14 protein-coding genes are annotated in these 12,274 nt (G+C 60.6%); 7 read left to right on the top strand and 7 right to left on the bottom strand.

The features are described from left to right. Positions 1-49 precede the first annotated feature (49 nt). From algW to AC09SL_RS25575, 3 genes are all read left to right on the top strand, one after another. Positions 50-1,210: a Do family serine endopeptidase AlgW gene (gene algW, locus AC09SL_RS25585; RefSeq protein WP_058543563.1), complete on the top strand. Its 1,161-nt coding sequence runs from the start codon at positions 50-52 to the stop codon at positions 1,208-1,210. Positions 1,211-1,486: 276 nt separating this feature from the next. Continuing rightward, positions 1,487-3,592 (top strand): TonB-dependent siderophore receptor, encoded by a 2,106-nt coding sequence (locus tag AC09SL_RS25580; RefSeq protein ID WP_064106946.1) that lies wholly within the window; start codon positions 1,487-1,489, stop codon positions 3,590-3,592. 13 nt (positions 3,593-3,605) lie between these two features. Continuing rightward, positions 3,606-4,325 (top strand): DUF4198 domain-containing protein, encoded by a 720-nt coding sequence (locus tag AC09SL_RS25575; protein ID WP_058543562.1) that lies wholly within the window; start codon positions 3,606-3,608, stop codon positions 4,323-4,325. 73 nt (positions 4,326-4,398) lie between these two features. Here AC09SL_RS25575 and AC09SL_RS25570 read toward each other — a convergent pair whose 3' ends face one another. The 3 genes from AC09SL_RS25570 to AC09SL_RS25560 are packed head-to-tail and all read right to left on the bottom strand — an operon-like array spanning position 4,399 to position 5,519. Beyond that, positions 4,399-5,022, bottom strand: coding sequence for an SOS response-associated peptidase (locus AC09SL_RS25570; protein ID WP_058543561.1), 624 nt, complete (start codon positions 5,020-5,022; stop codon positions 4,399-4,401). A 39-nt stretch (positions 5,023-5,061) separates the two neighbouring features. Further along, positions 5,062-5,322: a putative signal transducing protein gene (locus AC09SL_RS25565; protein ID WP_058543560.1), complete on the bottom strand. Its 261-nt coding sequence runs from the start codon at positions 5,320-5,322 to the stop codon at positions 5,062-5,064. Between the two features lie 14 nt (positions 5,323-5,336). After that, on the bottom strand, positions 5,337-5,519 hold the full coding sequence (locus AC09SL_RS25560; RefSeq protein WP_058543559.1) for a CPXCG motif-containing cysteine-rich protein: 183 nt from the start codon (positions 5,517-5,519) through the stop codon (positions 5,337-5,339). A 139-nt stretch (positions 5,520-5,658) separates the two neighbouring features. On the opposite strand from AC09SL_RS25560, the gene AC09SL_RS25555 reads away from it, so the two are divergent. After that, complete coding sequence (locus AC09SL_RS25555) at positions 5,659-6,825, top strand: 1-acyl-sn-glycerol-3-phosphate acyltransferase (protein ID WP_058543558.1); 1,167 nt, start codon at positions 5,659-5,661, stop codon at positions 6,823-6,825. A gap of 233 nt (positions 6,826-7,058) precedes the next feature. On the opposite strand, the gene AC09SL_RS25550 is transcribed toward AC09SL_RS25555, so the two are convergent. Beyond that, on the bottom strand, positions 7,059-7,340 hold the full coding sequence (locus AC09SL_RS25550) for a hypothetical protein (protein WP_058544126.1): 282 nt from the start codon (positions 7,338-7,340) through the stop codon (positions 7,059-7,061). Positions 7,341-7,615: 275 nt separating this feature from the next. On the opposite strand from AC09SL_RS25550, the gene AC09SL_RS25545 reads away from it, so the two are divergent. Then, a complete protein-coding gene (locus tag AC09SL_RS25545) occupies positions 7,616-7,822 on the top strand; it encodes a hypothetical protein (RefSeq protein WP_058544127.1) in 207 nt (68 codons plus the stop codon). A 129-nt stretch (positions 7,823-7,951) separates the two neighbouring features. Here AC09SL_RS25545 and AC09SL_RS25540 read toward each other — a convergent pair whose 3' ends face one another. Beyond that, entirely contained in the window at positions 7,952-8,536 is a 585-nt protein-coding gene (locus AC09SL_RS25540) for a YajG family lipoprotein (RefSeq protein ID WP_058544128.1), read from the bottom strand. Between the two features lie 205 nt (positions 8,537-8,741). Between AC09SL_RS25540 and AC09SL_RS25535 the strand changes: the two genes are divergently transcribed. Beyond that, the gene (locus tag AC09SL_RS25535; protein ID WP_058544129.1) at positions 8,742-8,975 is read left to right on the top strand and encodes a hypothetical protein; all 234 of its coding nucleotides are present in this window, start codon (positions 8,742-8,744) and stop codon (positions 8,973-8,975) included. Between the two features lie 738 nt (positions 8,976-9,713). Next, positions 9,714-11,222, top strand: coding sequence for a malate dehydrogenase (quinone) (mqo, locus tag AC09SL_RS25530; RefSeq protein WP_058544130.1), 1,509 nt, complete (start codon positions 9,714-9,716; stop codon positions 11,220-11,222). Between the two features lie 113 nt (positions 11,223-11,335). Here mqo and AC09SL_RS25525 read toward each other — a convergent pair whose 3' ends face one another. After that, a complete protein-coding gene (locus tag AC09SL_RS25525; RefSeq protein ID WP_058544131.1) occupies positions 11,336-11,623 on the bottom strand; it encodes a PA4642 family protein in 288 nt (95 codons plus the stop codon). Between the two features lie 61 nt (positions 11,624-11,684). Continuing rightward, on the bottom strand, positions 11,685-12,170 hold the full coding sequence (locus AC09SL_RS25520; RefSeq protein ID WP_058544132.1) for a hypothetical protein: 486 nt from the start codon (positions 12,168-12,170) through the stop codon (positions 11,685-11,687). Positions 12,171-12,274 lie beyond the last annotated feature (104 nt).

The raw sequence follows: 12,274 nt of genomic DNA, 5'->3' as shown, positions 1-12,274 counted from the left end.
ACATTATGGGCGGTCTCATACCGCCTGCAACCTTTGTAGGACGTGCTTAATGTTCAAGGCGCTGCGTTTTTCCGGCTGGCCGCTATTGGCCGGCGTGCTTGTCGCTCTACTGATTATCCAGCGTTACCCGGAATGGGTCGGCCTGCCGAGTCTCGACGTCAACTTGCAGCAGGCGCCGCAAACCAAGGCGGTGCAGCAGGGGCCGGTGTCCTATGCCGATGCCGTGACCACCGCTGCGCCGGCCGTGGTGAACCTGTACACCACCAAGGTCATCAACAAACCCAGCCATCCGTTGTTCGAAGACCCGCAATTCCGGCGCTTCTTCGGCGACAACTCGCCCAAGCAGAAGCGCATGGAGTCGAGCCTGGGGTCGGGTGTGATCATGAGCCCGGAAGGCTATATCCTCACCAACAACCACGTTACCAGCGGTGCCGACCAGATCGTGGTGGCCCTCAAGGACGGCCGCGAAACCCTGGCCCGGGTGATCGGCAGCGACCCGGAAACCGACCTCGCGGTGCTCAAGATCGACCTCAAGAACCTGCCGGCCATCACCATCGGCCGCTCCGACAGCATCCGCATCGGCGACGTGACCCTGGCCATCGGCAACCCGTTCGGCGTCGGCCAGACCGTGACCATGGGCATCATCAGCGCCACCGGGCGCAATCAGTTGGGCCTGAACAACTACGAGGACTTCATCCAGACCGACGCCGCGATCAACCCCGGCAACTCCGGCGGCGCGCTGGTGGATGCCAACGGCAACCTGACGGGGATCAACACGGCGATCTTCTCCAAGTCCGGCGGCAGCCAGGGCATCGGCTTCGCCATTCCGGTGAAGCTGGCGATGGAGGTGATGAAGTCGATCATCGAACACGGCCAGGTGATTCGCGGCTGGCTGGGCATTGAAGTCCAGCCGCTGACCCAGGAACTGGCGGAGTCCTTTGGTTTGTCCGGGCGGCCCGGCATCGTGGTGGCGGGGATTTTCCGCGACGGCCCGGCGCAGAAGGCCGGCCTGCAACTGGGCGATGTGATCCTGAGCATCGATGGCGAACCGGCCGGCGATGGCCGCCGCTCGATGAACCAGGTGGCGCGGATCAAACCCACCGACAAAGTGACCATCCAGGTCATGCGCAACGGCAAGGAGCTCAAGCTCACCGCTGAAATCGGCCTGCGCCCACCGCCGGCGCCGGTGGTGCTCAAGGAAGAGCAGTAAGCCGCGTCATACGCCGGGCTCTGTAGGAGCTGCCGAAGGCTGCGATCTTTTGATCTTGATCTTGATCTTTCACTTGGGACTCAAGTGTCTGGGGAAAGATCGCAGCCTCGTTGCACTCGACAGCTCCTACGCTGCTCCTACGCTGCGCCTACACAGGTCCAGCGGGGGCGTGTTTTCCCAGCGAAGGAACCACGCCCGATTGGCAAATCAGAAATAGCATAAATTCTCATTAGTAGTGTTATATTGTTTCAATTCTAAAAATTGGAACAACATAACATGTCATCCCTCAAACGGATTTCTCTCGCCAGCTTGGCTTTGGGTCTGCTGGGCGATCCGGCCTACGCCGAAGAAACCCAGCCCTTGGAACTGGACGCCATCACCGTGACGTCCGACTATAAATCCGCCACCGGGCCTGTCACTGGCTATCGCGCCACCCGCTCTGCCAGTGCCACCAAAACCGACACGGCCCTGCGCGACATCCCGCAATCGATCAGCGTGATTCCCGCCAGCGTGCTCAAGGACCTGGGCAGCACCAACATCGAGCGGGCATTGGAATACGCTGGCGGCGTGTCGAAGCAGAACAACTTCGGCGGCCTGACACTCTACGAGTACAGTGTGCGCGGCTTCACGACGTCGGAGTTCTACAAGGACGGGTTCAGCGCCAACCGCGGGTATCCGAGCACGCCGGACGCGGCGAACATCGAACGCATCGAAGTGCTCAAGGGCCCGGCCGCCAGCCTGTATGGCCGGGGCGATCCCGGTGGTACGGTGAACATTGTTACCAAGAAACCCCAGCCGGAAGCCTTCACCACCTTGCAAACCAGCGCCGGCAGTTGGGATCGCTACCGCACCGCGCTGGACGTCAACACGCCACTGGATACCGAAGGCAACCTGTTGTCGCGGGTCAACCTGGCGGTCGAGGACAACAACAGCTTTCGCGATCACGTCGACAGCAAGCGCGTCTTCGTCGCACCTTCCCTCAGCTGGCAATTGAACCCCGACACCCGGTTGCTGGTGGAAAGCGAAATCGTGCGCCACAGCTCGACGTTCGACCGTGGCATCGTCGCCCCGAACAACCGCTGGAGCGGTGTCTCCCGCTCGACCTTTTTGGGCGAGCCCAACGACGGCGACATCGACAATCACAACAACATGCTCCAGGCCGCCCTCGAACATCAGCTCAACGACACCTGGCAACTGCGCCTGGCCAGCCATTACAAGCAGGGTGAACTCTGGGGCTTTGCCTCCGAAGCACGACCGCTGAATGCCGACGGCCACACAGTGAACCGCCGCTATCGCGAGCGCGACAACAATTGGCACGACAGCATCACCCAACTGGAATTGCGTGGCCTGTTCGACCTCGGCCCGTGGCAGCACGAACTGCTGATCGGCAGCGAATACGAGGACTACCGCAAGAACGAGCGCGTGACCACCATCAACGGTGGCACTTATCCCATCGACATCTATCAACCGGTCTACGGCCAGCCGAAGCCTGATGGCAAACGTACCGGCACCGATTTTTTCGAGCGTGTGCAAAGCCGCGCGCTGAACCTTCAGGACCAGATCGTCTTCACCGACAAGCTGCGGGGCATGCTCGGCGTACGTTACGAGCATTTCGAGCAGAGCATCGACGACCACACCACCAACGTCACCAGCCGCCAACGTCACGACGCCCTGACGCAGCGGGCCGGCCTGCTGTATCAACTGACGCCTGAAGTCGGCCTGTTCGCCAACGCCTCCACCTCGTTCAAGCCCAATAACGGCCTGGATGCCGACAGCAAAACCTTCGATCCCGAGGAAGGTGTCGGCTACGAAGTAGGGATCAAGAGCGAGTTGTTCGACGACCGCCTGAGCACCACCCTGGCGGCGTTCCATATAGAAAAGGAAAACGTCCTGGCTCAGGTCGCGGGGACTGATTTCTACAGTGCCATGGGCAAGGCCCGCAGCCAGGGCATCGACCTGCAATTCAGCGGGCAAGTGACCGACGCCGTGCGGGTGATCGGCGCCTATGCCTACATCGATGCCGAAGTGACCCAGGGTGACGAGCAAATCCCCACGGGCAGCCGGATCCTCGGCGTCGCCAAACACAGCGCCAGCCTGCTGGGCGTCTACGAATTCCAGAACGGGCACCTGCGCGGTTCGGATGTCGGCGCGGCGTTCACGTATGTCGGCGATCGCTCGGGCGAAGCCGGCAAGGATTTCGAACTGCCGGCCTACCACACCGTGGATCTGCTGGCTCATTACAAAGCCAGCGACAACGTCACCGTGGGCCTGAACCTGAACAACGTCTTCGACGAAAAATACTACGAGCGCGCCTACAGCAACTACTGGGTCACCCCCGGCGAGCCGCGCAATTTCACTGTCAGTCTCACCCTTGATCTGTAAAAGGAAACTCAGCATGAAACACCCCAAGACCTTCGCCCTGCTCGGCCTGCTTTTGGCTACACAGGCCTCGGCCCACGGCCTATGGACCGAACAGCGTCGCGGCAACATCGAAGTGATCTACGGCCATGGCGCCGAAGACAATGCCTTCAAGGCGCAGAAAATCAGCGGTGCCTGGGCCTATGACCTGGGCGGCAAGATGATCCCCGTCACCGTGGAACGCTTGGCGGACCACGCCCGCCTGCAACCGCTCAAGCCGCCGGCTGTGCTGGCCGTGGCCCTGGACAACGGCATGTGGTCCCAGACGGCCGACAAGAAGTGGATCAACGAAGGTCGCAGCAAAGTACCCGGGGCGATCGAATCGACCCATACGTTCAAGTACAGCCTGGCGATCTATGAACCGGGGGCGAAACTACCGACGCTTGCACCGATCAAGTTCGTGATCATGCCGGAGGTCGACCCGCTGACCGTAGGCCCGGGCCAGTCACTGCCGGTAAGGGTGCTGCTGGACGGCAAACCGGCGGCCGGTGTGAAACTGGTGGGTGACTACCGCAGCGCGCCGAACACCGTCTCGACTGAAACCGACGCGCAAGGCCGGGCCAAGGTGCTGGTGCGCAACGAAGGCTTGAATGTGATCGCGGCGCAGATGGAAATTGCGCTCAAGGACAACAAGGACGTGGCCACCCGTGGCGTGTTCACCTCGTTGACCTTCCTCGGCGAGCCACATCACGAGTGACGCCCAGAACCTGAAGTGCGGGCTTGCTCCGAGCGGCGATCCGACGATGAGGCCAATACAAGCGCCGAAAAACTCAAGCCGGGGTCAAGCACTCCGGCCCATTGAGTTTCGGATCATTGACCATGTTGGCCAGCACTCGCTCGCGCAGTGGCGCCGGCTCGCTTGCCAGCAGCCCTTGCAAGGCATGCAATGGTGTCTCGGGATCGAGCCACAGGCGCTGGCCGTCTTCGTCCAGGATCAACGGCCGGCGTTGACCCGCCGCCGGCTGGGTGATGACTGCCGTGCTCAGCCACACCTGTTCCTGCACTGGATACGCCTCCCAGATCGCGGCAAAAAACAACGACGAACCCTCCCCCGGCGTCAGCCAGTACGGCCGCTTGCGCGTGCCGCCGCGCCACTCATAGAAACCATTGGCCGGCAGCAGGCAACGGCGCAGGCGCAAGGCTTCTCGGAACATCGGTTGTTCGGCCACGGTTTCGGCCCGGGCATGGGCCGGGGTGCGGGACAGGTCGGTCAGCCACGGCGGCGTCAGGCCCCAGCGCGCCCGGGCCAGTTCGCGCTGGCCCTCGGCGCCGGCCCGTAGGATCAGCACCGAATCGTTGGGCGAAATATTCCATTGGGCCTTCTGGTCGGCGGGAAAACCGGGCAGGGCCGCGAAAGTGGGGTTCCAGCGAAACAGGGCATAACGTCCACACATGGGGCAACACGACTCTTGATCGAACAAACGGCCGCCAGCCTAACAGACCAGCGTACCGGGGTAGCTGTCCGGTTCATCGCCGGGCAACGGCAGTGCGGCATTGTAAGCGGCGATCAACTCCCGAGCGTATTGCGCCTGCTCGTCCTCCACCGCCAGCCCCAGCAGGCCTTGCATGGGCAATTCCCCCGCACCACCGACCAGATCGCGCCCCACCAGATGCGCCGTGATGCCTTCGCTGGCAAGCATGCCTTGCAACAACTCGCCTTCCATCAGGTTTTCCAGTTCGTAGATTCGCCGCATCGGTGTTGCCCCCGTCAATCGTTTTCGCTGAAGACCTCGAGATGCCATTCCTCACCATGAACCTGCAGCACAAAGTTGATTGGCCGGCAACACACCTGGCAATCCTCGATGTAGGTCTGGTCGCCGCCGGACAAGTCCACGGATGTCTCTACTTCCTCCCCACAATAGGGACAATCATAACTAGCCTGTTCCAGCATCGCGGTCTCCCAGGTGACTTGTGCGTATAATCGCCGGTCTGTTTGCAGGGCTATTTTTGTCTGGCTTATCTTCCAGGCCGTGCCCTGTCGTTTTTTCGATCGAACCTTTACTTACCCTAGCCGTTTCCAACAAGAGAGCATGATGGGCGAATTCGATGCCATCCGACCTTACGACGACAGCGAAGTCCCAGCGGTGCTGGCACGACTGCTCGGCGACAAGGCGTTTCTAGATATCCTCACCCACTTCCGCTTCCCACGCCTGGCCGGCGCCTTCGGCTGGATGCTCAAACCCCTTATAGCGCAAAGATTGCGCCGTGAGTTCGCCGGTGTGACCTCGGTCGCCACGCTGCAGGACAAGGTGGAGTTCTATGTCGACCACACCATCGAGCGCGCTACCGATGGCGTGACCTATACCGGGGTGGAGCAATTCAAGTCCGGCAGTGCGTACCTGTTCATCGCCAACCACCGCGATATCGTGATGGACCCGGCCTTCGTCAACTACGCCGTGTACCACGCCGGCCTGCCGACGCCGCGCATCGCCATTGGCGACAACCTGCTGCAAAAGCCCTTTGTCAGCGACCTGATGCGCCTGAACAAGAGCTTCATCGTGCACCGTTCCATCACCGGGCGGCGGGAAAAAATGGCGGCGTACCAGTTGCTGTCGGCGTACATCAATCATTCGATCCGCAACGACTGCGCCTCGATCTGGATCGCCCAGGCCGAAGGACGGGCCAAGGACGGTGACGACCGGACCGAATCGGCGATCCTCAAGATGTTCCACATGAGCCGCAAGGACGAGCCGTTCGGCGAGGTGATCCAGTCACTGAATCTCACCCCGGTGTCGATCAGCTACGAATACGACCCGTGCGACCAGGCCAAGGCCCGCGAGTTGTACATCCGCGCCACCACCGGCACCTACACCAAGGCCCCGGGCGAGGACGACGTGAGCATCGCCAAGGGCATCACCGGCTACAAGGGCCGGGTCCACGTGAACTTCGCCGCGCCCATCACCGAGCTGTTCGAGGACACCAAGCAATTGGCCCAGGAGATGGATCGGCAGATTCTCGGCGGCTACCGCCTGTTCCCGGTGCACTACCTGGCTTATGCCCAATGGGCCGACGCCGACCCACAGTTGAAGGTGCCCACGGCTGCCGAGGTGTTTGGTACCGAAGAGCTGGCCAAGGCCCAGGAAGAATGGCAACGCCGATTGGACGCTTGCCCACAGGAACACCGGCCGTTCCTGGTGCTGCAATATGCGACGCCGGTGCGAAATCAGTATCGGGTCAAGGCGGGGTTGGCGCTTTAAAGCGGCTCCCGCGGGGGGTGTGTAGGAGCTGCCGAAGGCTGCGATCTTTTGATCTTTTGATCTTTTGATCTTTCGCTTGAGATTCAAGTGTCTGGGGAAAGATCGCAGCCTCGTTGCACTCGACAGCTCCTACACAGCTCCTACACAGCGCCTACACAGCGCCTACATAGCGCCTTCGCGGCTCCTGCGGGCGCAGCCCAGCGGGAGCAAACGCCCTTGCCATGGCTATTTCGTCAGAACTGCGTACTGATCCACGACACCAGCAATGCCAGCGCCAGGCAGCCAAAGCCAAACCGGTAGAAAAACCGGTTCATTCGCTGAGTGGCCAGGTCCAGCAGCGCTTCGAATCGTTCGTTGCCTTCGCGATTGCGCGCTTCAAGGCAGGCACGCGCCCGTTGTTCGCGGCGGCGCGTCGCATGCAGCACCCAGCCGCCTGGGCAGGCAAACAGCAACGCGAGCAGGTTGATCAGTTTGGCGGGGTGGGCGGCGAACAACGAAAACAGATGCAGCGACATCACGAACCTCAAGCGAAAAACGGACAGGACACGTCCGTGGCCTACGAACAGGGCACGGATTCTACCGAAAGCCTGCCGCCCTGCGCCGTTTTTTCCGACCAGTAACGATCATGTTCGGGGCTGGCGTAGTGACTTTGTGGCGAGGGGATTTATCCCCGCTGGGTCGCGCAGCGGCCCCCAGAGCTCAGCCATGCAAACCTTCTAATTCTTCACGTCACGGTTTCGTCATCTGATTAGGCCACTCTGTCGCCCTTCAAACCTGCACGGAACCCGTCATGCTGCACGCCGAAAACCAGGACCGCCTCTATCTCATCAGCCCAAGCGACGAACAACAGAACCTCGTCGACAGCCTGTCCTTCAACGTGCAGGACCGACATTGGCTGGTGTATTGCGCCCTGGGCGGCCATCCACATGCCGACCTGCCGGAGACAGACCTGCTGACCGGGATCAGTGTGCTGGAGTTCTATTCCCAAGCAGCCTGAGAATCTTGCCCATAAAAAACTTGTGGGGGCGAGCTTGCTCGCGATGGCGGTGGATCAGCCAACATTTAAGTGGCTGACATTCCGCTATCGCGAGCAAGCTCGCCCCCACAGGGATATAAGGCTTATGACTTACTCAGCCAATACCTGGCCAATGGTCGGGTCCTTGAACAGCCGGGTCAGGGCATCGCTCAAGACGTCGCTGACCAGCTTGGTGTTGGTGTCCTGGTTAGGCGCCATGCCGAAGCGCTGGTCCAGGGAAGCACCGTAACGACCGCTGTAGCGGCGGTTGGCGTTCTGTACCTCGGAGCGGAAGGTCGCGCCGATAGTGGCTTCGGTCACGTACATGCCTTCCTTGGGTGACTGGTACTTGAGCTCGGCCAGGGTCACGGTCAGTTGCGGTGCATTCAAGGCATTGGCGGTCGGCGTAAAGCCCAGCAAACGCACGGCAGCTTCAGCCTGGGCCTGCAGCTTGGGCAGGATCTGCGCGCCCTGCACCGTGATCACACTGGTTTCCGGGTACAGCCCGCCACGGGTGCCGAGCGTCGGCGACGGACGACCGTCCACCACCCGCACCACCACCGGCTGGCCATGCCCCACAGGCGCCAGTTGGGCATTGAGCTTGGGCTCCGGGTTAAGTTGTTGCGGGCTGTGGGCGCAGCCGACGAGGGTCAGACTGGTCACAGCGATCAAACCGAACAACAGGCGTTGCAACATGCTCTTCTCTCCAGAATCGGGCACAAACAGGCCAGCAGTATAGCGGTGCGCCATCGCGGTGAACTAGCGCCTTACGATGAATACTGAAATGTCTGACACGGGCCTCGATTGCCGGTTCCTGTCACCCCATTGTCACGGTCCTTACACCAGCATGTCATGGCCCGCTGTCAGGCTTATCCCAAGCTCCCTGACCCGGTATCCGATCATGCGCTTCCTTATTTCCCTGTTCACCCCGCGCCCTCATCACCGCAGCTTCGCCCTGCTCGATCGCAATGGCCGTTGCCAGGCATTCAAGCAGTGCAGCCTGCAACCCATGGGTGAAGGCTGGGTGGAAATCGACGAGATCCGTCTCAACTGGTTGCACCAGCCATTGCCCGCCAGCGCCCGCGTACAACCGCTTCGTGCTCGCGCACGCAGCCGGCAGCTGTTGACCATCTGACCGGACGGCTAATAAAAGTCATTAAACACGACCATTTCCCTGCGTTTCTTCGATACAATCTCCCCCCGATTATAAGGACGTCTCCTGATCGGGCCTCGCAACACCGCTGATACCCAGGTATTGGCACCCCGCAACGCCCACAGAGAGCCGCCCACACAGATCGAGTGAAGCTGGCGCGCTTGCTGTTCCTCCAGGCAAATCACCACTTTTCGCGAATCTGCAGAGCTGTCATTACGCTCGGTCACTGAGCTGTCTGCCCGTTTTGCCTGTCATGTACTACATGGGGGCAACCAAACCGGGCGCAGTGCCAGGCTGGGACAGCCCTTTTTTGAGGTTCACGTCTTCAAAAGAGCGTGAAAAAACGGGTTTTCACAACTTCACGAGAGTGTGGCGAGCAAATGAATAGTTTTGCGTCTGAACAAGCACCATTAGCGTCTGAAACAGCCCAACGACACAGGACCGGATATCGCTCAAGAACCGGCGCCTGAAGCCTGTCCGCTACGGATTTGGTTGCACGAACGGATGTCTCGGCCATAAGTCGAATTGCCCGCCCGGCGCTTAAATGAGTTCATGTGACTCTTGAGGCCAGGCTGCATGCATCCGCAGTAGGTGCGAAAAATTGCGAAGATTCGGACATGGCGATCCTGGCCATGGATAACTGGGGCGCAACTGACCTGCCCCGCCACTCCTGGCCGCTATGCCGACAATTTGGTGCTGCAGATTTTGGAGACGCGTTAAATGGCGCATAACGAAGCAGTCGATGTAGTTCTGGTAGGGGCCGGCATCATGAGTGCCACCCTGGCCGTACTGCTCAAGGAGCTCGACCCCGCGATCTCGCTGGAAGTCGTCGAGCTGATGGACTCCGGTGCCGCGGAGAGTTCCAACCCGTGGAACAATGCCGGTACCGGCCACGCCGGGCTGTGTGAGCTCAATTACACACCCCAGGCGGCCGACGGCAATGTCGACATCAAGAAAGCCGTGCATATCAACACCCAGTTCGAGGTGTCGAAGCAGTTCTGGACGTACCTGACCAAAAAGGGCACGTTCGGCTCCTCCAAGTCCTTCATCGCCCCGGTGCCACACCTGAGCTTCGTGCAAGGCGAGAAAGGCGTGTCGTTCCTGAAAAAGCGCTTCGAGCTGATGCGCCAGCATCACGCTTTCGCCGACATGGAATACACCGAGGACAAGGCCCGCATGGCCGAGTGGATGCCGTTGATGATGCCCGGCCGGCCGGCCGATGAAGTCATCGCCGCCACCCGCGTCATGAACGGTACCGACGTCAACTTCGGCGCCCTGACCAACCAGTTGCTCAAGCACCTGACCAGCGCCCCGGACACCCAGGTCAAATACTGCAAGCGCGTCACCGGCCTCAAGCGTAACGGCAGTGGCTGGACCGTGAGCATCAAGGACGTCAATTCCGGCAGCAGCCGTGATGTCGACGCCAAGTTCGTATTCCTGGGTGCCGGCGGTGCGGCGTTGCCGCTGCTGCAGGCCTCGGGCATCGAGGAAAGCAAGGGCTTCGGCGGCTTCCCGGTCAGCGGCCAGTGGCTGCGTTGCGACAACCCGGAAGTGGTCAAGCACCACCAGGCCAAGGTCTACAGCCAGGCCGCCGTGGGCTCGCCGCCGATGTCGGTGCCGCACCTGGATACCCGTGTGGTCGATGGCAAGAAATCCCTGCTGTTCGGGCCGTACGCCGGTTTCACCACCAAGTTCCTCAAGCATGGTTCGATCATGGACCTGCCGCTGTCGGTACGCGCCGGCAACATCGGCCCGATGCTGGCCGTGGCCCGGGACAACATGGACCTGACCAAATACCTGATCAGCGAAGTGATGCAGTCCATGGAGCAACGCCTGGAATCGCTGCGTCGCTTCTACCCCGAGGCGAAAGCCGAGGACTGGCGCCTGGAAGTGGCCGGCCAGCGGGTGCAGATCATCAAGAAAGACCCGAAGAAAGGTGGCGTCCTGCAGTTTGGTACCGAGCTGGTGGCGGCCAAGGACGGCACCCTCGCCGCCCTGCTCGGCGCATCGCCGGGTGCTTCGGTGACCGTGTCGATCATGCTGGAACTGATCGAACGCTGCTTCCCGGACAAAACCAAGGGCGAGTGGGCTGCCAAGCTCGCAGAGATCTTCCCGGCCCGGGAAAAAGTACTGGAAACCGACGCAGCGCTGTATCGCAAGATCAATGCGCAGAACAACATTGCGTTGGAGTTGGTTGAAGAAAGCAGTGAGACCCAAAGCTACGCTTGATTGCATCGCATGAAAAAACGCCCCGTTCTCCATGAGAGCGGGGCGTTTTTGTTTAAAGGATCGCAGGCTTGGCGATCTCCTGTAGGAGCTGGCGAAGCCTGCGATCTTTTGATCTAACCGCGAGCCTTGTTGACCAACTCGATGTAATCCTCGGCATTACGCTGGTCGCGAACCAGCGCAACGAAATCGTTGCCGTGCTCATCCTTGCCATTGAAGTCATGGCCGGCCTCGACGAAGAACGTCAGGAAGCGCTCGAAATCGTCGACCCGCAGGCCACGGTAAGCCTTGATCAGTTTGTGCAGCGACGGCGACGTGGCATCGACCGGTTCGAAATTGAGGAACAGCTTGATCTGTTCATCGCCAATCTCGTCGCCAATCACTTGTTTCTTGTCTTTACGCATTGCCGGCTCCAGCTCGCACAGTTCACGGGGCGGGCAGTTTACCCCCGGCAAGGCCCGGGGCTCAACGCGGGCGTTCGGCGCCGGTGTGCAGGTCGGCCCAGATATGGCCGTTGGCGTACGTGAGAAACTGTACATAGACCGTGTTGTGGCGCAGCAGATCGATGACCACTCGGTACTGGGCCTGTGGATAAGACAACGTCAGGGTCTTGCTCGCCTCGTCGAAGGCCGGCTTCTTCAGGCTTTTGCTTTCGCCATCGAAGTTGAGGATCACCTGGTTGAGGGTGGCCCCCTTGTTCATCGGCTTGCCCTTGAGACGGACCAGCAAGGGGGAAGTGACCGGTATCGGTTGCTGGTTGGACTGTCGCTGGTTACCCAGCACCACTGAATACTCGGTCACTTGCAGCAACTGCTGCTGTTCCGGCTGCTCCTGGCGCACCATCAGGTCATCAGGCGGCAAGAACTGGCTGTGCATCGGCGCGGCCACGGCCGCCAGGGGTAGGCTGGACATCAACAACAAAGTGGCGCAGCGGCGGGTCGATACACGCATGACAAGCTCCGAGGTCTTGGCCTGGCACTCTAGCATGAGCCTGAGAAGTAAAAATAACGACCCAGGTCAATACTTGCATACGACAAGCACGGCATACTCAAAGA

The sequence above is a fragment of the Pseudomonas sp. PF05 genome (assembly GCF_056521845.1).
The sequence above is the reverse complement of the archived record's forward strand: the minus strand, read 5'-3'. Positions and strand labels throughout refer to the sequence as shown.